We start from the raw sequence: 21878 nt of genomic DNA, 5'->3' as shown, positions 1-21878 counted from the left end.
CGAACCGACACCCGCATCGCTTGAAAGAACACGCCGCCAGCGCGCGTCCGAGCGATGTGGGCCTGGCGCAAAGTATCAGTCGATCACCTGCATGATGCGCCGCGTGCGCGGCTCGATCAGCACGGTTTCACCATTCACAACGGTGTAGCGATACGGTGTCGCACCGAAACGCTGCGGCACGTCGTAAAGGGCGACGCCTTCGTCGGCGATGGTCGCACCGACGACGATGTTTTGCGGAACGGTGAAAGAGGGAACGCGCTCGGTCACGACGTATTCGCGAAACGCCGGGCGCTGCTCGTAAGTAATTCCGCCGTCGGCGTCGACCTCGACCGGCTGGGTGACGACCACATCGGTCGACGGCGCGACCCCGACCGTGACGCCTTGCGCGTGAGCGGCGAGGGCTCCGCCGAGCGCCGTCACAAGTGTGGCAATAGCCAGGGCGGTATTCCGCATGGTTGGCCTCCTTATGAAATCGGGCGCGCATCTTTTAACGCGCGCCGTTCGCTTGGTGTCATGCCAATTCATCCGGCCTGCCATCGTTCCCCCGCGCATGTTGGCATTTCCAGGGCGATTTGCGGCAAGGCCACAAGATGAAGTGGAACCCGTCGATGTCGCAGCGGCCGCTATCGTGAAGCCGGCGCGGCGGATAAAGTTTCTGCGATTCGTCAATCGCATCAGCGGAGGTTCCCCAATGGTCATCACGGCAGCAAATATCCAGCCCATCGTGGCGCTGATCGCAGGCGTTCTCATCTTGATCATGCCGCGTTTCCTGAATCTGGTTGTCGCGATTTATCTCATCTTCATCGGTCTCTCAGGCCTTGGTGTGTTCAAGATGTTGCATTTCTGATTTCCAGAGCCTTTTCGCTTCTGATGGAATCAGAAGCGGGCTCCATGATTTTGATTTGACGCGTTCTCTTCCCGCGAACCGGAACCCATCCTCGGGTCAAGCCCGAGGACATGCTTCGCTCGAAAACGCTATAATGGTGTCCTGATCGTGTTGTCTGTCGCAGTGGATGACGGAGCGAGCTGGAACGGCGGCTAGCCGCGCTCCGCTTGTGACGCGCTCATCAGAGCCGCGAGGTGGGACATTCTGCGCTGGCGGTGATTGCCTTGCTCGCGCTCGCACTTGCTCCGTTTCCAGATCGCTGATCGAGCAAAGGTCGAGCAGCGACGCCGAGTCGCGTTCGCGTCTCGTCTACAATTCGATTCAGTATTCCGTGGTGCGGGCGAACGCGGACGGCGATCCGGTCACCGCTGGGCGATGACCACGTCGGTCTGCCTGGGCGCAGATATCGAAAGCCGCTTGCCTTCCGGTCTGAATAGGTGTTCAGCTTTTCAGAACGCCTTTTGCGCGAACTCGCGCAACGTATTGAACGCACGTACGTTCCGGCCAACGCCGCGGCGGTCGATGGACATGAAACGCGCATGGTGTATCGGCGGACCCATCAGGTCTTGAAGCGCCTCGCGGCGCGGCGCCGCGCCATCCTGGCGGCAGCGCGGGATACGGCCAGCAACAGCGGCATGGCGGCAGTGCAGATCGCACCGGTCGCGCTTCGCGCCAATGTCGCGGCCGGCACCGTCTATCGTTATTTTCCCTCGAAAGCGGATCTGATTTCCGAACTGATCATGGAGGTTGCGCGCGACGAGCTGGCCGCGATACGTGCTGCCGCCGACGCCGCGCCGGGTCCATCTTCGGCGCTCGCGGCCGCGGTCGCTACCGTCGCCGTGCATATGGTGTCGCACCGGAAACTGGCGTGGGGTATTCTGGCCGAGCCGGTCGATGTCGATGTGGCTGCGACGCGGTTGGCAAGCCGCCGCGACATCGCCGGCGAGATTGAAACGCGTATCATCGCCGCGGTGCGCGCCGGACATCTGCCGGCGCAGGATACGTCGCTGGCCGCTACCGCGCTGCTTGGCGCACTGAATGAATCTCTTGTCGGCCCGCTGGCGCCCGACAACCTCGATGATCCGGCGAGGCTCCGCGACGTGGTGCAGACAGCGACCCTGCTGGCGTTGCGCGCGGTCGGCGTGACGGATGCCCGCGCCCGCGGTCTTGTGGTGCAGGCCGCCCTGCCGGCAAGGATGCCGGCAGGGGAGCACACGGGCTGAAGCGCGCCTTACTTCGCCTTGACCTTGCCGTCCTTGTCGAACTCCGAGACATAGGCCCAGAGGTTGTCGAGTTCGCTTTGCTTCTTGATGCCGGCGAACGACATCTTGGTGCCCGGGACCTTGGCCTTGGGGTCCTTGATGTATTCCTTGAACTCTGCCTCGTTCCAGGTGATGCCGGAATTCTTGTTGGCGTCCGAATAGGCATAGCCTGCCACGGCGCCGGAATGGCGGCCATCCAGGCCATTCAGCTCCGGTCCGACCTTGTTCTTGGCGCCTTCGCCGATGTCATGACATGCCTTGCACTTGTTGAAGGCTGCCTTTCCGGCGGCCGCATCCTGTGCGCTTGAGGTGCCCACGCTTGCAAGCGCGACGCCGAGAACAGTCAGTGCGGAGATGGCGAACGTTTTCATGGAGACCTCTGAGTTGTGGTGGCTTCAGGCTAAAGCGGTTGGGATTTGCCTCCCCAGAAAGGAAGAGGCCGTGCCTCGATTCTGAAGCTCGCACGTCGTTGCGATAACCCCTGATGCGAACCGCAGAATCAAAGGATACCACTGATCTTAGAATGATTCGAGCATGATTTTTGGTACAAAAGGCCGCTTGACGGGCTCGCCGGGTTGCGGCAGCCGATTCAATCCTTCAGGCGGCCGTGCTCGGAGCACCGTCGCGCCCTGCAATCGTAGCATTCGACCGGAGTCCCATCAATCCTATTTAACTAAAGACCGGCGATACCTACACAAGACATATGAAATGTGGTTGATCCGGTTGGTGTTGTAGCGATCCCACGATTGGCGCGTAGTCCGCAAACGTGGATACCGGTTTTGCGATCAGAATACGCGCGAGTTATTGACTAAGAGCATTTGCTCTAGGTCGCGATGCAGGAGCGCCTGCCTTATGCCCATCATGATGCCCGCATCGGATCAGTTGGTCCTTAATCGCCGCGACGCCATCGTTGCGGACTTGCGCGCGATCGTGCCGGGCGAAGGCGTGATCTCCAGTGCCGCGGAAATGCTGCCGTATGAGTCGGACGCCCTGACCGCCTATCGCCAGCCGCCGATGGTCGTGGTGTTGCCGGAAACCACGGAGCAGGTGTCGCGCGTTCTGAAATACTGTTTCGACAACGGCATCAAGGTGGTGCCGCGCGGCTCCGGCACCTCGCTGTCCGGGGGAGCGTTGCCGCTTGAGGACGCGGTGCTGCTGGGCTTAAGCAAGTTCAAGCGCATCCGCGAGATCGATTTCGATAATCGCGTCGTCGTCACCGAGCCCGGCGTCACCAACCTCGCGATCAGTCAGGCCGTGGCCCATGCCGGCTTCTACTACGCGCCCGATCCCTCGTCGCAGATCGCCTGTTCGATCGGCGGCAACATCGCGGAAAATTCAGGCGGCGTTCACTGCCTGAAATACGGCATGACCACCAACAACGTGCTCGGCTGCGAGCTTGTGTTGATGTCGGGCGAAATCCTCCGCATCGGCGGTAAGACGGCGGAGAGCGCGGGTTACGACCTGATGGGCATCATCACCGGCTCCGAAGGCTTGCTCGGCGTCGTCACCGAAGTCACCGTCCGCATTCTGCGCAAGCCGGAAACCGCGCGGGCGCTGCTGGTCGGCTTTCCGCAAGTCGAGGCGGCCGGAGAGTGCGTGGCGCGGATCATTGGCGCCGGCATCATTCCCGGCGGCATGGAAATGATGGACAAGCCGGCGATCCACGCCGCGGAAGCCTTCGTTCATGCCGACTATCCGCTCGATGTCGAAGCGCTGCTGATCATCGAACTCGACGGCTCGAGCATTGAAGTCGATGAACTCATCAAGCGGGTCGAGGCCATCGCGCTCGGCTGTGGATCGACCACCTGCCGGATTTCCGGTTCGGAAGCCGAGCGCGACCTGTTCTGGGCCGGCCGCAAGGCGGCGTTTCCGGCTGTCGGCCGCATCTCGCCGGACTATCTCTGCATGGACGGCACCATTCCGCGCGGCGCGCTGCCGCGGGCGCTTTCGCGCATTCGCGATCTCAGCGAGAAATACGGTCTCGGCGTCGCCAACGTGTTTCATGCCGGCGACGGCAATCTTCACCCGCTCATCCTCTACGACGCCAACAAGCCCGGCGAGATGGACAAGGCGGAGGCGTTCGGCGCGGAGATTCTGTGCTGCTGCGTCGAGCTAGGCGGCGTTCTGACCGGCGAACACGGCGTCGGTATCGAGAAACGGGACCTGATGCCGTACATGTTCAGCGAGGCCGATCTCAACCAGCAGCAGCGGCTGAAATGCGCGTTCGACGCGCGGGGGCTGCTTAATCCGGGCAAGGTGTTTCCGACGCTGCACCGCTGCGCCGAGCTTGGCCGCGTCCATGTGCACGGCGGCAAACTGGCGTTTCCGGATTTGCCGAGATTTTGAGGCGATCATGACGTTGCTGGAGTACGGTGTCGTTTCCGCACATGCGGAAGCGTTCTCTTCCCCCCATAAGGGGGAAGAGAACCGGTTGTGCCTAGTGGCCGATGGCAGGCCCTGCATCTTCTCGGCCCACTTCTCGAAGCATCAGGCAGCGCCGTGAACATCCTGCAAATACGCGACGCCGCCGACGTGGAGGCCGCGGTGCGCGCCGCCATCGCCGGCGAACAGCCGCTCGAGATCAGGGGGCACGGCTCGAAGCAGTCGATCGGCCATGCGATGGCGACCAATGCGGTGCTCGATGTCTCGGCGCTGAACGCGGTGACCTGTTACGAGCCGAACGAACTCATCATCACGGTGCAGGCCGGCGCACCGCTGGATGACGTGCTGTCGCTGATCGATTCCAAAAACCAGGAGTTTGCGTTCGAGCCGATGGACACCGCCGTGCTGCTCGGCGCCAGGTCCGGCCGCGGCACCGTCGGCGGCATGATCGGTGCCGGGCTCGCCGGCCCGCGCCGCATCAAGGCCGGCGGCGCGCGGGACCATCTGCTCGGCGCCCACGCCGTCTCCGGCTTCGGCGACAGTTTCAAGGCCGGCGGCAGGGTGGTGAAGAACGTCACCGGCTACGATCTCTGCAAGCTGCTGGCCGGATCGTGGGGTACGCTTGCGGTCATGACCGAGGTGACGCTCAAGGTGATGCCGAAGGCCGAGACCGAGCGCACTCTGGTGTTGCGCGGGCTCGACGACGTCACCGCCAATCGGGCGATGACCGCCGCGTTGGGTTCGCCGTATGACGTTTCGGGGGCGGCACACGCGCCGCATCCGGCGCTCAGGGCGGCCGCCCAAGGCTTGGCTCAAGGCTTGGCTCAAGGCTTGGCTCAAGGCTCGGCTCGAGGCGCGCTCGCCGGTCTCGCATCAACGGGGCAGGCCGCGACACTGTTGCGGCTGGAAGGCATCGCCGCCTCGGTTAGTCACCGCGCGACGGCGCTCGCAGCGGAGCTTGCATCGTTCGGAACGGCCGAACTCATCGGGGGTGCAGAGTCGGCTGCGCTGTGGCGTGACATTCGCGACGTCATGCCGTTCGCGGCCGACGGCGCACTTGGCGCGTGGCCGGTGTGGCGGATCGTCTGTCCGCCTGCGTGCGGCGGCGCCTTCGGGCAGGCGCTGGCGCGCGACACCGGCGGCGAGGTGATCTATGACTGGGGCGGCGGGTTGCTCTGGGCGGCGCTGCCGCCAGCGACCGACGCCCACGCTACGATGCTGCGCCGGCGGCTCGCCGCGATCGGCGGCCACGCAACCTTGCTGCGGGCTGACGAGGGACTGCGGCGAACGGTCGATGTATTTCATCCGCAGGCGAAAGGCGTCGCAGCCCTGGCCGAGCGGGTGCGGCAGAGCTTCGATCCGAAAAGCATTCTCAATCGCGGCAGGCTGGTGCGGACGTCGATCTCATGAAAACCGAATTCACGCCCGCTCAGCTGGCCGACCCGGATATCGTCGAAGCCGACAAGATCCTCCGCAAGTGCGTGCATTGCGGGTTCTGCACCGCGACGTGCCCGACCTATGTGCTGCTCGGCGACGAACTCGACAGCCCGCGCGGCCGGATTTATCTGATCAAACAGATGCTCGAAAAGAACGAGCCGCCGACGGCCGAGGTCGTGAAACACATCGACCGCTGCCTGTCGTGTCTCGCCTGCATGACGACCTGTCCCTCCGGCGTCAACTACATGCACCTGGTCGATCAGGCGCGGGTCAGGATCGAGAAGGAGTATGTGCGGCCGCTGCCCGAGCGGCTGCTCCGGGCCGTTCTCGCCTATGTGCTGCCGCGGCCGAGAGTCTTTCGCGCCGGCATGGTTCTGGCGCGCCTTGGCCGGCCCCTCGCGGCGCTGCTGCCGGGCTCAAAGCCGGGCGCGACGACGCCGACGTTCTTGCACAGGATCAAGGCGATGCTGGCGCTCGCGCCGGCGTCGCTGCCGGCTCCCGGAGCGCGCGCCGGCAGCGTGTTTCCGGCGCAGGGTGCGAAGCGTGGCCGCGTTGCGCTGCTGCAGGGCTGCGCCCAGCAGGTGCTGGCGCCGCGCATCAACCAGGCCGCGATCAGCCTGCTGACCCGTCACGGTGTCGAGGTGGTGCTGGTGGCGGACGAGCAGTGTTGCGGCGCGCTGACGCATCATATGGGCGACGACCGGGATGCACTGGCGCGTGCGCGGGCCAATATCACAACCTGGATCGCGGAAGCGGAGCGCGGCGGCCTCGACGCCATCGTGGTGACGGCGTCGGGCTGCGGTACCGTCATCAAGGATTACGGTTACCTGTTGCGGGAGGACCGCGACTACGCCGGGCCGGCCGCAAAGATATCAGGCCTGACCAAGGACATCACCGAGTATGTCGCGAGCCTCGATCTGCCGCCGCCGCGCAGTCGCAGCGATCTCGTCATTGCCTATCACTCCGCCTGTTCGCTTCAGCACGGCCAGAAAATCACGCAGCTTCCGAAAGATTTGCTTTCCAAGAATGGATTCGTGGTGAAAGATATCCCGGAGAGTCATTTGTGTTGCGGTTCGGCGGGGACCTACAACATTCTCCAGCCTGACATTGCGAACAGACTGCGCGACCGGAAGGTCGCCAATATCGCAAGCGTCAAGCCGGACATGATTGCCGCCGGCAATATCGGGTGCATGGTTCAGATTGCCGGTGGAACGTCGGTCCCTGTTGTTCACACGATTGAACTTCTCGATTGGGCAACGGGCGGCCCCCGGCCAGGACTGAATTGATCGGCGGCAACAGGAGGACCACGATGGCTAAGAAATCCAGGAAGGCGAAGAGCGTTAAGGCCAAGAAAAGCAAGAAGAAGGTCGTAGCGGCAAACAGGAAATCGGCGAAGAAAGCTACAAAGAAAGCTGCGAAGAAATCCACGAAGAAGGCGGTGAAGACGGTTTCGGCAAAGAGGACGGCGAAGAAGAAATCGGCGAAGAAATCCGCCAAAAAATCCGCCAAGAAGTCTCCGAGGAAAGCCGCCAAGAAATCTGCCAAGAAGTCCGTCAAGAAATCAGCCAAAAAATCTGCCAAGAAGTCCGTCAAGAAATCCGCAGGGAAGCCGGCGACCAAACGCAGGGCTTCGGTGAAAAAAACCGCGGCCAAACGTGCCGCGCGAAAGCCAGCCGTTGCCGCGATGCCGGCCCCGAGTTGGGCCATGCCCGAGCCCGCGGCTCCGGCCGATGACCATACGGACGACGGCCATGGCTCGGGCTCGTGAGGTGACGGCAACTAGAGCTATTCCGGCTTTAATGGAATCAAAGCCGGCTCCAGCTTTCTGTTTTGACGCGTTTTCTTCACGCGAACCGGTATCCGTCCTCGGGTCAAGCCCGAGGACATGCTTCGCTTGAAAACGCTATAAAGCAGGATGAGGTTGGGTTGACAGCTTCGGGCGACGATCGCGTGCCGTCTCCATCCAATACTTGAGTTCCGGGTCGCAGCGTCTCCGCTGCGGCCCTTTTCATTGGAAACAGTCAGGTCATTGGAATCAGTCCGACGGCCATCGGACCGGCCATCGTCGGCGGCATGATGTGGCGCGAAAAGCGTCAGGCGAGGATGCCGCTCGCACCGCCGAGCCGTACGGGATTCTGTGATTGATATTCTGCAAGACCGGCGAACAATGTGTTGCAAACAGGCCGGAACGCCCGGATAGGCGGCAAATGCTCGCTATTTCGGCTTCCCGGTTTTCGTCTTCGGCCTCAGTATGGTTAACAAAAAAGGAATCATTTGCGGCCAAATGTCGCTCGCCTTCGCGACCTTCGGGATTTGGGCCGGTTTACTTGGGTCCGGTTTACTTGGGCCCGGTTTGCTTGGGCCGGTTTACTTGCGCGGCTTTTCGGCGGATGAGGGTTCGTCATGAAGACAATGGTCCTGGCAGCAACGGTGCTGGCGATGACGGCAAGTTCGGCGCTGGCGGCGGATATGGCGGTGAATGCCTACAAGGCGCCGCCTCCGGTCGCATTCGATCCGTGGGACATCGCCTTCGGCGCCGGCGTCATGAGCGACTACGTGTTCCGCGGCGTGACGCAGTCGAACCACAAGCCGTCAGTGACCGCCTACTTCGAGCCCCGCTACAACGTCACCAAGGATCTGCAGCTTTACGTCGGCTCGTCGGTCGAGAGCATCTCCTTCGCCAACCGTGCGGCGGCCGAGGTCGATATCTACGGCGGTATCCGTCCGACTTTCGGCGCCTTTGCCTTCGACTTCGGCGTCTGGGGCTACCTGTATCCGGGCGGCACCTGCGTTGATACCGCAGCCGCCGGTCTCGGCACGCTCTGCCCGGGCGATACCGGTGCAATCGCTCTGTTCAACGGTAACGTCATGAAGAAGGACGTGAGCTTCTTCGAGACCTACGCCAAGGTGAACTACACCATCAACGACAACTGGGCGGTCGGCCTGAACGAGTACTATTCCCCGAACTTCCTGAACACCGGCGCCTGGGGCAATTACGCGTCGATCACCGCCAAGTACACCGCGCCCGCCACCACGTTCGGCAGCAGCGGCGTCGGCATGTATGTGTCGGGTGAGTTCGGCCGCCAGTGGCTCGGAACGTCGGACTCGTTCTACGGCACCGGCGTTGCCGCGGCCGGCTTCGCAGGTCCGTTTCCGAACGGCATCAAGTATGCCGATTACAATACCTGGAATATCGGCATCGGCCTCACCTACAAGGTGTTCACGCTCGACCTGCGCTACTCCGACAGCGACCTGTCGAAGGGGGACTGTAACGCCTTCACGTCGGATTTCAGGGCTCCGCTCAACGGCAGCTTTACAAACATCAATCCGGGCGGCGCCGGCTCCACCTGGTGCGGCGCGACTTTCATCGCAAAGCTGTCGGCTGACCTGACGGCGATGACCAGCCTGAAATAGTCCGCGCTCTTTTCGTCGAGCCATGATGTCAGGGCCGGGGAGGCGATTGCAGCCCGCAGGCAGATTTCGGCCACAAAGCGGACTCCACCTCACGAAATCTGCGTATGTAGCGTTTTCGAGCGAAGCTTGTCCTCGGGCTTGACCCGAGGATGGATACCGGTTCGCGTGAAGAAAACGCGTCAAAATCATAGAGCCCCGCTTCTGATTCCATCAGAAGCGGAAAGGCACTAGAACGGCGCGGGTCTGATCGGTCGCGATCATCATTCAACGAGGGCGGATGGCTGCAAGGTTTGGGTTCTGGTCCGGTGCGGTTGCGATCGCCGTCGGAGGCATCATTGCATCGCCGGCGTCGGCGCAGGATGGATTTCCGTTCGGCTTCGAGATGACGCTGGATGCGCCGCCGCAGCCCGGCTCGAAGCGGGTGCCGTCGCTGGAAATCGGCGACAGCGGCGAGGCCAAGCTCGAGTTGTGGTGCAAGGGCGGCAAGGGCCAGTTCTCGGTGGCCGGCAACACCGTCATCTTCGTGGCCGGTCCGCTGGAGGACCGCTCCTGTCCGCCGGAGAAGGCGCAGGCCGATGACGACCTGGTTGCGGCGCTCACTGCTGCGGTCACCTGGGAGCGGCAGGGCGACGCGGTCTCGTTCGCCGGACCGACCACGCTGCGGTTTCATCTCAATACAAACTGAGAGCGGGATGAGGTTTGATTGAATCGTCATGCCCGGCTTGGGCATCCACGTCTTGAAACGTGAATCCGATCGATGACGTGGATGGCCGGGACGTCTGCGCGAAGACGCGCTTCGCGCTTTAGCCCGGCAATGACGGACAATCGAGATGTTTCCGTCCAAGCGTGAAGCACTCATAATCCGATTTCCGCGCGCACGGATCGCAATCCTGTGCCGCAGAGAGTCGGGGCGCGTTATTTCCAGGCCGATTTGTCGGCGTCCCAGCGCTGGGCCTTGAACTGCTTCGCCAGCGCATCCACCGAACCGCTGTCGTCGGTCTCGACGCCCTCGTCGTCGCCCGCTGACGTGTCGTCGGCCAGACCGAGCCTCGGTCCCTCGGTTTCGTCTGTGGTAGTCGTCGACGGGACGCCGACCCAGAGCATGATGTGATCGGACCCGCCGGGCTTGTCGGGGCCGGGCAACGCGGTCACCTCGATGGTGTCGGTAAGCTTGAGCGCCGGAACCACGTCGCTCGGACGTTTGAAGGTCAGCGTCAGCTTGCCGGTGTCGTCACTCCATTTTGTTGACACCGGCTTTGCGTCGAGGGCTTTTTCCAGCACGCCGGAGATGGCGGTCGCGAGCTTGTTACGATTGAGCTTGCCGTTGTCGCGCCATTCCGCGGCCGGAAACCGGATGGTGCGCTCCATGTCGAACATGCCAGTGCTCCAGCCGGCGGCGATCACGCCGGGCGAAGCCTTCAGTTTGGCAACGAGGGCGGGCGCGCGCTCGGGATCGACGTTGATGTCGATGACCTGCGCGCCGGCCCGCAGCACCTCGCAGTTCACATCGAGGCTGTTCAGCGCCACCTCGACATGCTGTCCTCTCAACCCCTTGAGCAAATCGACCGCGGCGTCGAGTTTCACTTTCACGGCGATGGCTTCGGGAGACACCTCGGTGAAATCCTGCGGCGTTGCGATGATGCCGTCGTCGGTTGTGCGCGCGTCGTTGAACTCGGCCTCGCTGAGGTCGGAATTGTCCGTCGAGGTCACCTCGGTGACGGTCTGGCCGACGCTGACCCGGCCCTCGAACTCGAACGTATCGCCGGTGGGCTTGCGGGTGAGGTTGACCTCGACCGGAAGCTTGTCGCCGATGCTTTGGGTCGTGCCGGTCAGGGTCGAGCCGTTCACCGCGAGGTTGACGACGAAGCGGTCCTTGCGATCGGAGCCCTTTTTCGCAGGGTAACACACATCGAGAACGGCGGCTGTGACGGTCTTGCCCTGGCGAGTTTCCTTGAGGATGACGTCGGCATTGCCTTCCATCAGCCCGTCGATGGAGGTGAAGTATCGCACCTCGGCGCCGCCGGGGGGTGTCCTTGGAAGCGGCCTGTCCTGCGCGAACAGACTCCCCGGCAAAGCGATCACCAAGCCGACCAGGCACAGCCGTAGCGCGCGCATAGAGAATCCCCGTTTGTCGAATCGCCTGTCACCCTAGAACCGGCTTCGCCAAAAAAGAAGGCCGCCCGGAGGCGGCCTTCTGGCGAAGTCGTGCAGTTGGGAAGGCTCAGAAGCCCATGCCGCCCATGCCACCGCCGCCCGGCATAGCCGGCGCCGGCTCCTCCTTCGGCAGTTCGGCGACCATGGCTTCTGTGGTCACGAGCAGGCCCGCGACCGACGCGGCATCCTGCAAAGCGGTGCGCACCACCTTGGCCGGATCGATGATGCCCTTGGCGACCATGTCGACATACTCTTCCTTCTGGGCGTCGAAGCCGAAGGTCTCGGTCTTGTTTTCGAGAACCTTGCCGACAACGATGGACCCCTCGACGCCGGCGTTTTCCGCGATCTGGCGGATCGGGGCTTCCAGCGCCTTCAGTACGATGTTGATGCCGGCCTGCACGTCCGGGTTGTCGTTGGCGATGCGCCCGACCGCCTTCTTGGCGCGCAGCAGCGCGGTGCCGCCGCCGGGCACGATGCCTTCCTGCACGGCTGCGCGGGTGGCGTTGAGGGCATCCTCGACGCGATCCTTCTTTTCCTTGACCTCGATCTCGGTGGCTCCGCCGACGCGGATCACCGCGACGCCGCCGGCGAGCTTGGCCAGACGCTCCTGCAGCTTCTCGCGGTCGTAGTCCGAGGTGGTCTCCTCGATCTGCGCCTTGATCTGTCCGACCCGCGCTTCGATATCTTTCTTCTTGCCGGCGCCGTTGACGATTGTGGTGTTCTCCTTGTCGATCACCACCTTCTTGGCGCGGCCGAGCATGTCCACGGTGACGTTCTCTAGCTTGATGCCGAGGTCGTCGGAGATGAGCTGGCCACCGGTGAGGATCGCGATGTCCTCCAGCATGGCCTTGCGGCGATCGCCGAAGCCGGGCGCCTTGACGGCTGCGACCTTGAGGCCGCCCCGCAGCCGGTTGACCACCAGCGTCGCCAGCGCCTCGCCCTCGATGTCTTCCGCCACGATCAGCAGCGGCTTGCCCGACTTCACCACCGCCTCGAGCAACGGCAGTATGGCCTGAAGGCCGGACAGCTTCTTCTCGTGCAGCAGGATGTAGGCGCCGTCGAGTTCGGCGGTCATCTTCTCGGCATTGGTGACGAAGTAGGGGCTGAGGTAGCCGCGGTCGAACCTCATGCCCTCGACGATGTCGACGTCGGTTTCGAGCGACTTGTTCTCCTCGACGGTGATGACGCCCTCGTTGCCGACCTTCTGCATCGCCTGCGCGATCATCTTGCCGATCGCGGTGTCGCCGTTGGAGGAGATGGTGCCGACCTGCGCGACTTCGGCCGAGGATGCGACCGGCTTGGCGCGCTTGCCGATGTCCTTCACCACGGCCGCGGCCGCGATGTCGATGCCGCGCTTGAGGTCCATCGGATTCATGCCGGCGGCAACGGCCTTGGCGCCCTCGCGGACGATGGCCTGGGCCAGCACGGTGGCGGTGGTGGTGCCGTCGCCGGCGGTGTCGTTGGTCTTGGAGGCGACCTCGCGCACCATCTGCGCGCCCATGTTCTCGAACCTGTCGTCGAGCTCGATCTCCTTGGCGACGGTGACGCCGTCCTTGGTGATGCGTGGCGCGCCGAAGCTCTTCTCGATCACGACGTTGCGGCCCTTCGGGCCGAGGGTCACCTTTACGGCGTTGGCGAGGATATCGACGCCGCGCAGCATGCGGTCGCGCGCGTCGCCGGAAAACCTGACGTCCTTGGCTGACATTTGATGGTTCCTTGATTGAGCAAAACGTCTTCCGCAGAGTTTTACAAGCACTGTGCTGTCATCATCCGCGAAAGCGGATGACCCGGTATCCCGCGATGTTCAATCGCAACGCGTTGCGTCGGAATACTGGTTCGCCCGGTCATCGGGCGCATAGTGCGCTCTTGCCGGGCGATGACGTCGGTAGATGTGGAGGCCGTCAGGCTTAGTCCAGCACGCCCATAATGTCGGACTCCTTCATGATCAGGACGTCCTGGCCGTCGAGCTTGATCTCGGTGCCCGACCACTTGCCGAACAGTACCTTGTCGCCGACCTTGATGTCGATCGGGACCAGCTTGCCGGCTTCGTCGCGCCCGCCGGGGCCGACGGCGATGACTTCGCCCTGCGAGGGCTTTTCCCTGGCGGTGTCGGGAATGATGATGCCGCCCTTGGTCTTTTCTTCGGCATCGATGCGTTTGACCACGACACGGTCATGCAGCGGACGAAATTTGGTTTTAGCCATAGCGGCTCCTCCGGGGGTTCGCAGGACTCTGAATTGCCATCGACGGAATGCAATGCGCCCGGATTCGAAACGCCGAGCGATTCGTATCTTTGGCAATCATGCTCCGATCTTTGGCAATCATGCTCAAAGAGTGCTAATCGTCGGCGGGGAATATGGCTTGGCAGCCATGCTTGTCAAGCAAGCCCCCTTAAGCCGTTGGTGAGGGGTGTGTAGGATAGTGCAAACCATGTCGTGGTGCCCTCGTGATCGCGGGGTAAGGTTGCCGCGGCCACATTTTTTAAGCCTGGCTGCCTGGGGCGCGGCGGTCGGGAACTCGGTCGGGGAAACATACGATGGTCAGATCAGACGGCGGACGCGCGGCTTTGAACCTTGGGGCGGCCGCGGCCCTTGCGGTGTTTCTCGGCGGGTGCGGGTCGATCGGCTCGATCGGACTATCGAACCAACCGGCGCAGCCTCCCCAGCCGGCGGTCGAGCCCGACATTCCGGCCACGATCCGCGCCGACGAACTCGTCGGACGCTGGGGCCTTGCATCCTATCAAAACCCGAACGACCGGGCGCGGACCGAGGCTGCGGCCAAGACGCAGTGCCGTAATCCCTACGTGATCGGCGCAGGCGGCAACGGCGGTGTGATCATGCATCTCGCCGACGAGGCGACGCCGCAGGAATTGCGGCTGAAGGGCAGCCAGAGCGGCAAGAACTATATCGGACCGGAAGGACCCGCCGGCGGCCCGAAGGATCGCGAGATCGTCTCCTTCGACGGTCGCGTCCTGGTCACGCGCTTCATCGACCCGGATGCGGCGACCCGCTACGGCAACATGGTTTATGTCCGCTGCGCGCCCGCGGCCGCGTCGGCCTCCCGCCACACGGCGGCAAAGCCACACGCGCATTAGAGCGTTTTCGAGCGAAGCCTGTCCTCGGGCTTGACTCGAGGATGGGTACCGGTTCGCGTGAAGGAAAACGCGCCAATTCAAAATCATAGGGCCTCGCTTCTGATTCCATCAGAAGCGAAAAGGCTCTAGCCGGGTTGCGCGCGACTTGAAGCCGATCGATTTCAAACCAAATGCCCGGCGCGGCGGCCGGGCATTCTCAACGAGGGATGCTTCCTGGGACTAGCCGAACAACGCGTCGATATCGTCCTGGGAAGCGTGGCCCTCGTCGCCGTCGAGCTTCGGGCCATTCAGCAGCCTGGCATCGCCCACGCGATCGTCGACGATCGGCGGAGCGTGGGCCCGGATGGCGTCGACGCCGCCCCAGATGTCCATCATGACGTTGATGTGATGCTCGATGAACTTCATCGTACTCATCACCTTGGCGATGCGCTGGCCGGTGAGATCCTGGAAATTGCAGGCCTCGAAAATCGAGATCACGCGTTCCTGAATTTCCTCGCTCAGCAACCGTGTCTGCTCCGGCGACGCCGCCTTGGACAGGGCGCCGGCCGACTGATCGATCGCCTCGGTCGCCGCCAGAATCTGTTGCGTCGCCTGCTCGGTGCCTCCCACCACGGCGCCAAGCTCGTCGGTAACCTTCGCCATCTCGTCGCCGCTGAAACTCTTGCCATGCAGAACCGCGATTTCCTGCTTGGTGCGGTTGATGGCGTCGTGGATCAGATCGAGTTCGGTCTTGAGCTTTTCGCATTGTTCGATCTGTGCGCGGTAGGTCTGCAGCAACGCCTGCGCTTCGGCGACCTCGCGGCTGGCGGTCCCGCCGTCGGCCGCGACCGACTCGGCCGCACCATTGCGGTGCGGGGCTCCCATCTGTTGGCGGATCGCGCGCAACTCCGCCATGATCTCGCGATGCACCGGCATGGGCGCGTCGTCGACGGCGATTGCGATATCCGGCGTGCCGCCGCCCAGGATTTCCTCGACGCGGAAGCGTTTGCGTTGAACAGGCATCAGACTCCCCAGCTTTGACTTAATTCAATACGTTATATCATGCGTTTTATACCGTCGTGTTTTAACACCGGGTTCACGCCGGGAACCGCGCGTCACGAATTTTCCGCGCGCACCGGCGATTAACCATGGTCGGTGTCCGTTCATCGAAAATAAACGCTAGGTGAAGGAACCGGGTCGCATTGACGGCGTGGTGAATCGAAACGTCGGTCCTGTTTACCAAACCGATGCGATTTTGATTCTAATTCGCTTGTGTGAGGATGCGCCATCGGGCGCACTGACTGCGAACCATCCACGGCGAAACAGTACAGAGTACGTCGATGTTCAAAAACATATCCCTCGCGCTCCTCGCGGGCGCGTCGCTTGCTGGCTTTGGCGTTCAGCAAGCCTTAGCGAGAGAACCGCAAGCCAGGTTCTTCACCGAGCCGACCGTCGTTTACGCCGAGCAGTCCGCGTCGCAGCCGGCCGAGCAACGCTTGGCTTACGCGGAGCGGCCCAACATGGGCGGCGGATTCATCGAGTTCCTGTTCGGCGACGACCAGCCGCAGGGATCGCGTTACCAGCAGCAGCCCTACGATCCGCGTCCGCTCTATGCGCCGCAGCCGCAGCAGATCATGCCTGAGCAGGATGCAAGCGAGGCCGCGCATCCCGCGTTCGATCCGAAGTTCGAGAAGCAGCTCGTCGATTATCACGGCAAGGAAACCGCCGGCACCATCGTCATCGATACGTCGAGCAAGTTTCTCTATCTCGTGCAGGGCGACGGCAAGGCACTGCGCTACGGGGTCGGCGTCGGCAAGCCGGGCTTCCTGTGGGCCGGCGTCAAGACGGTCACGGCCAAGAAGGAATGGCCGGGCTGGACGCCGCCCGCCGAAATGCTGAAACGCCGTCCCGATCTGCCGCGCCACATGGAAGGCGGGCCGCAGAATCCGCTCGGCGCCCGCGCCATGTATCTCGGCTCATCGCTCTACCGCATCCACGGCTCCAACGAGCCATGGACGATCGGCACCAACGTGTCGTCCGGCTGCATCCGGATGCGCAACCAGGATGTGATCGATCTTTATGGCCGGGTTCACGTCGGCGCCAGAGTGGTCGTGATCTGACGCAGCACATCGTCTGAGACGAACAGGACATCGACTGAGACGGAAACGGCCGCCCCATCGGCGGCCGTTTTGCTGCTGCGAATCGGAGGGGTCAGTAATCGCCGCCGCCGTCGTCGAAGTCGTCGGAGTCCATATCCATCTCGTCGTTATCGTCGTCGTCCTGATCCTGGTCCTGGTCCTGATCGGCATCCGCCTGGGTCTGATCGAACGGACTGGTTTGCGGCGTGTTGCCGGGTTGCGATCCGACATCCTTCACACCGGCGTCGCGCGCCAGACTGCTGCCGGACTGATCGCCGGCGCCGCCCCATGGGCTGCTGCCTGAGCCGCCGAGGCCGCCCGAGCCGCCTAAGCTGCTGGCATGAGCTTCGCCGCCCATCATGGAGCGGATGCTGCTCAGAAGCAGGCCGCCGCCCACGGCGCCTGCGGCTGCGGCCGCCGCGGTTCCGAGAAACGAGCCGCCGCCCGCTTGCGGCATGCCGGTGGGCTGACCGGCAGGTGGCTGACCGGCAGGTCTCTGTTCGTAAGCTCCCTGATTGTAGCGTCCGGGCTGTTCGGCCTGCTGCAGCACCTGGCCGGTGTTCCAGGCCGGCCGGCTCGACGGCATCGGGGGAGGTTGAACGTTCGGGACCGAGCCGCGCTGCGGCGGCTTGCCGAACAGGGTGTCGCGCATCTGGTCGAGGAATCCGCCTGAGGCGGCCCGATCGGTGGCTCCGCCGCTCTCCAGTTCCTGAATGCGGTCGTGGGCGCGCTTCAGCGCTTCGTCCTGCACCAGAACCGTCTGGACCAGCGTGTAAAGCGCGTTGGGCGCACGCCGCAGGCCGTCGGCAATAACGGCGGCGGCGGCAGGATCGCGCGGCGCGTTTTCGACGCCGGCGAGGCGGGTGAAGAGGTCGTCAACCAACTGGCGTTCTTGCGGCGTCATGGCGCTCTCCCAAAAGATGGCGGATGGGATGTAGGCGCGTTTTGTGTCGCAAGTAGTGCCGGCCGGATTAAAATTTTTTCACACGGCGGCGGGAGGAAGGCTGGCTTTTTGGCGGCTCAGCCCAGCGTCACCCGATTCGCCGCCAGCATGTCCCGAAAACCGTCCCCTGAGAGGAATGCGTATTCCCGCTCGCGCTGGTCGGTGAGCGGATCGAGCGCGATCAGGGTGTCGTCGACAAAGCCGGGATGGCACATGATCAGGCCGCCGTCCGGCGAACCGTCCAGAAACGTCTGCATCAGCGCGGCGAAGTCGGACTTCGTGAAATCATAGGCGCCGGCGAATGCCGGATTGAAGCGGATGCCGGCACGCGCCGCATGGCGACGAAACCCGGCGCTCAGAATATCCAGAAGCAGCGCCTTCGGCGTGCCGAGCCGCCGCGCCAGCGGTTGGCGACGACCGCACTGGCGCACCCATGCGCCGGGCGCGGCGTTTCCGACCGCCGACAGAAAGGCGCCGCGTACCTGCGGGAAGATCTGCACGTGCTGATGGCCGTCGACATAATCGGGCGCGCGGCCGAACCGTTCGGTAAATGCCGCGATCTGCGCCGTCACTTCGTCGAGAATCATCTCGGGCTCGAACCGGCACAACAGGCTCGCGCGCAGCATCTTCGAAAGCGGCGGAAACAGTCCGCCATCGCGTGGCCGGTAGTGCATGGTGAGCGGCTGAAACGGCGCGGTAAGAGTGGCGTGCAGGCCGATGACGCAATGCGGATTGCGCGCGACTGCGGCCTCCAGCGCCTCGACGTCATGGCGTCCGGCGGCGGGGCCGACCACCATCACCGAGGTCGCATTGATGCGCTCCCGCTCGATCAGATCGCGGATCGCGCGGTTGACGCCGGGGCTGATGCCGTAGTCGTCAGCGCACAGCCGAATCCGGCGTAACGGTTTATCGCCGCTCATTCGGCGGCGGTCCGGTGCGGGTCGCCGGCGGACGGTTCGTCCTCGGCCTGCTTCACGCTGTGCTCGGCGACGAAGTAGATCGGTCGCGCCTTCAGTTCGGAGAGAATCTTGCCGATGTATTCGCCGACGATGCCGATCATCAGGAGTTGCACGCCGCCCAGCGTCATCAGGCCGACCACCAGCGACGGATAGCCGGGTACCGACTCACCATCGACCCAGGTTTCCCACAGGATCGACAATCCGAACAGGAAGGCGGCAAGCGCCAGCAGCAACCCGAGCAGGCTGGCCAGCCGCAGCGGCGCCACCGAAAACGACGTCAGCCCCTCGATCGACAGACCGAGCAGCCGCGCGGTATTGAACGTGGTCATGCCGTGGGCGCGAACGTCGGGTTCGTAGTCGACGCGAATCTGCCGGAAGCCGATCCAGCTCGCGAGGCCCTTGAAGAAGCGGTTGCGCTCGGGCAACTGGCGCAGCGCGGCGGCTGCGCGGGGCGACAACAGGCGGAAGTCGCCGGCGTCTTCGGGAATTCGCTGGCGCGCGCCCCAGTTGATGATCGCGTAGAAGCTGTGCACGCCGATCCGCCGCAGCACCGACTCGTTCGTCCGATGCGCTTTCGCTGTGTAGATGACGTCGTAGCCGCCGTTGATCCAGTGATCCACCAGCCGCTCGACGAGGTCGGGCGAATGCTGGCCGTCGCCGTCCATGAACAGCAGCGCGCCGCGCCGCGCGTGATCCAGGCCCGCCATCAGGGCGGCTTCCTTGCCGAAGTTGCGCGACAGCGACACCACCTGCACGTCGATCGCGGCGGCGGGGAGCGCGCGGGCCAGGCCCAGCGTGCCGTCGGTCGAGCCGTCGTCGACGTAGACGACCTCGCAGGCGAGGCCGAAGCGCTGCCTCAGCTTTGCCGCAAGCGCGCCGAGGCGTTCGTGCAACTGCTGGAGCCCGGCGGCCTCATTGTAGACGGGAACCACGATCGACAGACCCTGCGCAGCCGCGGCGGCCGCGTCCGCGGGCAGACCTGGAAGGCTGGCAGTTGGCGTCATCGGTCGATTCCGGCGGTTCTGTGCCGTAGGTAGTGGGTGCGGCCGTGCGCTTCAACGGGCGGCCAGCGCCGTTCTACGGCCGCAGAAACGCTTCCAGCCTCACGAATAGCGGGTTCTCGCGATCGAACACATAGTCCAGCGAGGCGATCGACACCGTTTCCGCACCGTGCTGGCGCAGAAAACTGCCGAGCGCATAAAGCCGGTCCGGCGGGCAGTGCAGCGTGACCATGCCTGAGGAGGTCGGCCCACCGAACGGCGAGACCACGCCGAAGCGATCGTGTGCTTCAGCGAGCAGCGTCGTATCGCAGCCTGTGAAGCGGGTCCGCACCTCGCGGTATTGGTTGGCACGGGCGCGCGCGGCGATGTGGTCGAGAATGATCCGCGCCGTTTCGCGCGCGCCGTTCGACCAGTCCGCGTCGCGCGACGCGACCAGGTTGGCCTGGCTGCGCAGGATGACGCCGTCGTCAAGTACCTTGAGGCCGTTGGCGGCGAGCGTTGCCCCGGTCGTGGTGATATCGACGATCATCTCGGCGGTGCCGACCGCGGGCGCGCCCTCGGTGGCGCCCGCGCTCTCGACGATGCGGTAATCGACCACGCCGTGCGACGCGAAGAAGACGCGGGTGAGGTTGATGTATTTGGTTGCGACCCGCATCCGCCGGTTGTGCTGCGCGCGAAACCCGATGGTCACGTCGTCGAGGTCGGCCATGGTGCGCACGTCGATCCAGGATTGCGGCACCGCGACCACCACGTTGGCGCTGCCGAAACCCAGCCCGTCGATCAGCGCCACGCGCTTGTCGGCGTCGACGATGCTTTCGCGGATCAAGTCTTCGCCGGTGACGCCGAGATGCACCATGCCGCGCGCGAGCTGGGAGGCGATCTCGCTCGCCGAGAGATAAGCGATCTCGACGTTGTCGAGTTCGGCGATGGTGCCGCGATAGTCGCGGACGCCGCGCGGCTTCGCCAGCGTCAACCCGGCGCGGGCGAAAAAGGCCTCGGCGTTTTCCTGCAAACGGCCCTTCGACGGCACGGCCAGAACGAGAGGGGCGGTCATGACGCGCTCCTGCCGGTTCGGCTCGCGGAGGCTTCACCCGCGAACCGTGTCAAGGCCTCGATCCAGATCGAGAAGCCGACCGCCGGGATCGGCGCGGCTGCACCCAGTTGCGTCATCAGGCCATCGTAGCGACCGCCGGCAACCAGCGGCTCGTCGCCGTTGCCCTTGCGCTGCAACTCGAATTCAAAGCCCGTGTAGTAGTCGACGCCGCGGCCGAACGACGTCGCGAAGCCGATGCTGCCGGTTTCGATGCCGCGCGCCGCCATGAAGCCAATACGGCTTTCGACCTGATCGATCGCGGTGTGGATATCGAGACCAGCGTCGGAAGCCAGCGCGCGCAGCTCGCCGAGCGCCTCGTCGGGATCGCCCGCTATCGCGAGAAACCGCTTGATGATGGTCAGCGCGTCGCGCGGCAGCGCGCCGCTCTTCAGCGTGGATTGTTCGAGAAAGCGGTCGGCGATCTCGGCCAGGGTGCGGCCGCCGACATTGGTCGCGCCCGCGATCGACATCATGTCCGTCACCAGTGCCAGCGCGGCCTTGCGATCCGAACCCGCGAGCGCCGCAAGCACGCCTTCGTATTCGTTGTGCCCGGGCCCGGTCGCGAGCGTCAGCCGCTCGATATCCTGCGCAAGACTGGACTTGCGGTTGAAACCCTTGATCAGCCGGCGCCGCCACACCGGATAAAGCTCGAGCGCATCGATCAGCGCGGTGAACAGCGCGACGTCGCCGGTGCGGATATCCACATCGGTGATGCCGAAAGCCGCAGCGGCTTCAAGGCCGAGCGCGAGCATCTCGGCGTCGGCGGCGGCGCGATCCTGCCGGCCAAACGATTCGATGCCGGCCTGGAGGAATTCGCTCGATCGGCCGCCGCGATAGCGGAACACAGGCCCGAGATAGCAGAATCCGGCCGGCTGGCCGGCTTTGCCGGAGGCAAGATAGTCCCGCGCCACCGGGATGGTCAGGTCGGGACGCAGGCAGAGCTCCTCGCTGCCCGCGTCCGAGGTCAGGTAAAGGCTCTTGCGGATGTCCTCGCCGGACAGGTCCAGAAACGGCTCGGCCGGTTGAAGGATCGCGGGCTCAGCCTTGACGTAGCCGGCCTGGGCGAACGACGACAGCAGTCCGTCCGCCCAGGAGGGCGATCGGGTTGCAGGATTTTCCGCGCTACGGCTCATATC

21 protein-coding genes are annotated in these 21878 nt (G+C 63.9%); 10 read left to right on the top strand and 11 right to left on the bottom strand.

Annotation, left to right across the window (positions count from 1 at the left end; all coding sequences use genetic code 11):
• Positions 1 to 75 precede the first annotated feature (75 nt).
• Complete coding sequence (locus NHAM_RS16440) at positions 76 to 453, bottom strand: DUF1236 domain-containing protein (RefSeq protein WP_011511600.1); 378 nt, start codon at positions 451 to 453, stop codon at positions 76 to 78.
• A gap of 238 nt (positions 454 to 691) precedes the next feature.
• Here NHAM_RS16440 and NHAM_RS25160 point away from each other — a divergent pair, with 238 nt between their 5' ends.
• Both NHAM_RS25160 and NHAM_RS16430 read left to right on the top strand, forming a co-directional pair.
• Positions 692 to 847: a DUF3096 domain-containing protein gene (locus NHAM_RS25160; protein ID WP_011511599.1), complete on the top strand. Its 156-nt coding sequence runs from the start codon at positions 692 to 694 to the stop codon at positions 845 to 847.
• A gap of 578 nt (positions 848 to 1425) precedes the next feature.
• Complete coding sequence (locus NHAM_RS16430) at positions 1426 to 2109, top strand: TetR/AcrR family transcriptional regulator (protein ID WP_011511597.1); 684 nt, start codon at positions 1426 to 1428, stop codon at positions 2107 to 2109.
• A gap of 8 nt (positions 2110 to 2117) precedes the next feature.
• Here the strand turns inward: NHAM_RS16430 and cycA are convergent, their stop codons facing one another.
• Positions 2118 to 2519, bottom strand: a complete 402-nt coding sequence (cycA, locus tag NHAM_RS16425; RefSeq protein WP_011511596.1) for a cytochrome c-550 CycA — start codon at positions 2517 to 2519, stop codon at positions 2118 to 2120.
• Positions 2520 to 3000: 481 nt separating this feature from the next.
• Between cycA and NHAM_RS16420 the strand changes: the two genes are divergently transcribed.
• From NHAM_RS16420 to NHAM_RS16395, 6 genes are all read left to right on the top strand, one after another.
• Positions 3001 to 4494, top strand: coding sequence for an FAD-linked oxidase C-terminal domain-containing protein (locus NHAM_RS16420; RefSeq protein WP_011511595.1), 1494 nt, complete (start codon positions 3001 to 3003; stop codon positions 4492 to 4494).
• A 162-nt stretch (positions 4495 to 4656) separates the two neighbouring features.
• Complete coding sequence (locus NHAM_RS16415) at positions 4657 to 5940, top strand: FAD-binding protein (protein WP_430707708.1); 1284 nt, start codon at positions 4657 to 4659, stop codon at positions 5938 to 5940.
• Positions 5937 to 7253 carry a glycolate oxidase subunit GlcF gene (gene glcF, locus NHAM_RS16410; RefSeq protein ID WP_011511593.1) on the top strand — a complete coding sequence of 439 codons (1317 nt, stop codon included), beginning with the start codon at positions 5937 to 5939 and terminating at the stop codon, positions 7251 to 7253. The genes NHAM_RS16415 and glcF overlap by 4 nt, the downstream gene beginning before the upstream one ends.
• A gap of 23 nt (positions 7254 to 7276) precedes the next feature.
• Complete coding sequence (locus NHAM_RS16405; protein WP_011511592.1) at positions 7277 to 7735, top strand: hypothetical protein; 459 nt, start codon at positions 7277 to 7279, stop codon at positions 7733 to 7735.
• 635 nt (positions 7736 to 8370) lie between these two features.
• A complete protein-coding gene (locus NHAM_RS16400; RefSeq protein ID WP_011511590.1) occupies positions 8371 to 9381 on the top strand; it encodes a TorF family putative porin in 1011 nt (336 codons plus the stop codon).
• A gap of 277 nt (positions 9382 to 9658) precedes the next feature.
• A complete protein-coding gene (locus tag NHAM_RS16395) occupies positions 9659 to 10066 on the top strand; it encodes an META domain-containing protein (protein WP_011511589.1) in 408 nt (135 codons plus the stop codon).
• A 230-nt stretch (positions 10067 to 10296) separates the two neighbouring features.
• Here NHAM_RS16395 and NHAM_RS16390 read toward each other — a convergent pair whose 3' ends face one another.
• From NHAM_RS16390 to NHAM_RS16380, 3 genes are all read right to left on the bottom strand, one after another.
• Positions 10297 to 11496 carry a hypothetical protein gene (locus NHAM_RS16390; protein WP_011511588.1) on the bottom strand — a complete coding sequence of 400 codons (1200 nt, stop codon included), beginning with the start codon at positions 11494 to 11496 and terminating at the stop codon, positions 10297 to 10299.
• A gap of 106 nt (positions 11497 to 11602) precedes the next feature.
• The gene (gene groL / locus NHAM_RS16385) at positions 11603 to 13240 is read right to left on the bottom strand and encodes a chaperonin GroEL (RefSeq protein ID WP_011511587.1); all 1638 of its coding nucleotides are present in this window, start codon (positions 13238 to 13240) and stop codon (positions 11603 to 11605) included.
• Positions 13241 to 13442: 202 nt separating this feature from the next.
• Positions 13443 to 13739 (bottom strand): co-chaperone GroES, encoded by a 297-nt coding sequence (locus tag NHAM_RS16380; RefSeq protein ID WP_011511586.1) that lies wholly within the window; start codon positions 13737 to 13739, stop codon positions 13443 to 13445.
• A gap of 332 nt (positions 13740 to 14071) precedes the next feature.
• Here NHAM_RS16380 and NHAM_RS16375 point away from each other — a divergent pair, with 332 nt between their 5' ends.
• Positions 14072 to 14629, top strand: a complete 558-nt coding sequence (locus tag NHAM_RS16375) for a hypothetical protein (protein ID WP_011511585.1) — start codon at positions 14072 to 14074, stop codon at positions 14627 to 14629.
• A gap of 219 nt (positions 14630 to 14848) precedes the next feature.
• Here the strand turns inward: NHAM_RS16375 and NHAM_RS16370 are convergent, their stop codons facing one another.
• A complete protein-coding gene (locus NHAM_RS16370; protein ID WP_011511584.1) occupies positions 14849 to 15631 on the bottom strand; it encodes a protein phosphatase CheZ in 783 nt (260 codons plus the stop codon).
• A 317-nt stretch (positions 15632 to 15948) separates the two neighbouring features.
• On the opposite strand from NHAM_RS16370, the gene NHAM_RS16365 reads away from it, so the two are divergent.
• On the top strand, positions 15949 to 16728 hold the full coding sequence (locus NHAM_RS16365; protein WP_011511583.1) for a L,D-transpeptidase: 780 nt from the start codon (positions 15949 to 15951) through the stop codon (positions 16726 to 16728).
• A gap of 91 nt (positions 16729 to 16819) precedes the next feature.
• Here NHAM_RS16365 and NHAM_RS16360 read toward each other — a convergent pair whose 3' ends face one another.
• The 5 genes from NHAM_RS16360 to NHAM_RS16340 form a co-directional block, all read right to left on the bottom strand.
• Complete coding sequence (locus NHAM_RS16360; RefSeq protein ID WP_011511582.1) at positions 16820 to 17650, bottom strand: DUF2076 domain-containing protein; 831 nt, start codon at positions 17648 to 17650, stop codon at positions 16820 to 16822.
• Positions 17651 to 17766: 116 nt separating this feature from the next.
• Complete coding sequence (locus tag NHAM_RS16355; RefSeq protein ID WP_011511581.1) at positions 17767 to 18609, bottom strand: ChbG/HpnK family deacetylase; 843 nt, start codon at positions 18607 to 18609, stop codon at positions 17767 to 17769.
• Complete coding sequence (locus NHAM_RS16350) at positions 18606 to 19652, bottom strand: glycosyltransferase family 2 protein (protein ID WP_011511580.1); 1047 nt, start codon at positions 19650 to 19652, stop codon at positions 18606 to 18608. Before NHAM_RS16350 ends, NHAM_RS16355 begins: the two co-directional genes overlap by 4 nt.
• A 73-nt stretch (positions 19653 to 19725) precedes the next feature.
• Positions 19726 to 20703 carry an ATP phosphoribosyltransferase gene (gene hisG / locus NHAM_RS16345; RefSeq protein ID WP_011511579.1) on the bottom strand — a complete coding sequence of 326 codons (978 nt, stop codon included), beginning with the start codon at positions 20701 to 20703 and terminating at the stop codon, positions 19726 to 19728.
• Positions 20700 to 21875 carry an ATP phosphoribosyltransferase regulatory subunit gene (locus NHAM_RS16340; RefSeq protein ID WP_041359170.1) on the bottom strand — a complete coding sequence of 392 codons (1176 nt, stop codon included), beginning with the start codon at positions 21873 to 21875 and terminating at the stop codon, positions 20700 to 20702. The genes hisG and NHAM_RS16340 overlap by 4 nt, the downstream gene beginning before the upstream one ends.
• Positions 21876 to 21878: the final 3 nt, after the last annotated feature.

The organism is Nitrobacter hamburgensis X14 (assembly GCF_000013885.1).
In the GTDB taxonomy this organism is placed as follows: domain Bacteria; phylum Pseudomonadota; class Alphaproteobacteria; order Rhizobiales; family Xanthobacteraceae; genus Nitrobacter; species Nitrobacter hamburgensis.
This window is presented reverse-complemented; position numbering and strand designations above follow the sequence as displayed.

Coding starts and splice junctions, on each gene's coding strand:
- NHAM_RS16430 (WP_011511597.1), top strand. CDS start 1,426: ATGGTGTATCGGCGGACCCATCAGGTCTTGAAGCGCCTCGCGGCGCGG.
- NHAM_RS16395 (WP_011511589.1), top strand. CDS start 9,659: ATGGCTGCAAGGTTTGGGTTCTGGTCCGGTGCGGTTGCGATCGCCGTC.
- NHAM_RS25160 (WP_011511599.1), top strand. CDS start 692: ATGGTCATCACGGCAGCAAATATCCAGCCCATCGTGGCGCTGATCGCA.
- NHAM_RS16420 (WP_011511595.1), top strand. CDS start 3,001: ATGCCCATCATGATGCCCGCATCGGATCAGTTGGTCCTTAATCGCCGC.
- NHAM_RS16370 (WP_011511584.1), bottom strand. CDS start 15,631: ATGCCTGTTCAACGCAAACGCTTCCGCGTCGAGGAAATCCTGGGCGGC.
- NHAM_RS16380 (WP_011511586.1), bottom strand. CDS start 13,739: ATGGCTAAAACCAAATTTCGTCCGCTGCATGACCGTGTCGTGGTCAAA.
- hisG (WP_011511579.1), bottom strand. CDS start 20,703: ATGACCGCCCCTCTCGTTCTGGCCGTGCCGTCGAAGGGCCGTTTGCAG.
- NHAM_RS16440 (WP_011511600.1), bottom strand. CDS start 453: ATGCGGAATACCGCCCTGGCTATTGCCACACTTGTGACGGCGCTCGGC.
- NHAM_RS16400 (WP_011511590.1), top strand. CDS start 8,371: ATGAAGACAATGGTCCTGGCAGCAACGGTGCTGGCGATGACGGCAAGT.
- groL (WP_011511587.1), bottom strand. CDS start 13,240: ATGTCAGCCAAGGACGTCAGGTTTTCCGGCGACGCGCGCGACCGCATG.
- cycA (WP_011511596.1), bottom strand. CDS start 2,519: ATGAAAACGTTCGCCATCTCCGCACTGACTGTTCTCGGCGTCGCGCTT.
- glcF (WP_011511593.1), top strand. CDS start 5,937: ATGAAAACCGAATTCACGCCCGCTCAGCTGGCCGACCCGGATATCGTC.
- NHAM_RS16350 (WP_011511580.1), bottom strand. CDS start 19,652: ATGACGCCAACTGCCAGCCTTCCAGGTCTGCCCGCGGACGCGGCCGCC.
- NHAM_RS16365 (WP_011511583.1), top strand. CDS start 15,949: ATGTTCAAAAACATATCCCTCGCGCTCCTCGCGGGCGCGTCGCTTGCT.
- NHAM_RS16405 (WP_011511592.1), top strand. CDS start 7,277: ATGGCTAAGAAATCCAGGAAGGCGAAGAGCGTTAAGGCCAAGAAAAGC.
- NHAM_RS16340 (WP_041359170.1), bottom strand. CDS start 21,875: ATGAGCCGTAGCGCGGAAAATCCTGCAACCCGATCGCCCTCCTGGGCG.
- NHAM_RS16390 (WP_011511588.1), bottom strand. CDS start 11,496: ATGCGCGCGCTACGGCTGTGCCTGGTCGGCTTGGTGATCGCTTTGCCG.
- NHAM_RS16375 (WP_011511585.1), top strand. CDS start 14,072: ATGGTCAGATCAGACGGCGGACGCGCGGCTTTGAACCTTGGGGCGGCC.
- NHAM_RS16355 (WP_011511581.1), bottom strand. CDS start 18,609: ATGAGCGGCGATAAACCGTTACGCCGGATTCGGCTGTGCGCTGACGAC.
- NHAM_RS16360 (WP_011511582.1), bottom strand. CDS start 17,650: ATGACGCCGCAAGAACGCCAGTTGGTTGACGACCTCTTCACCCGCCTC.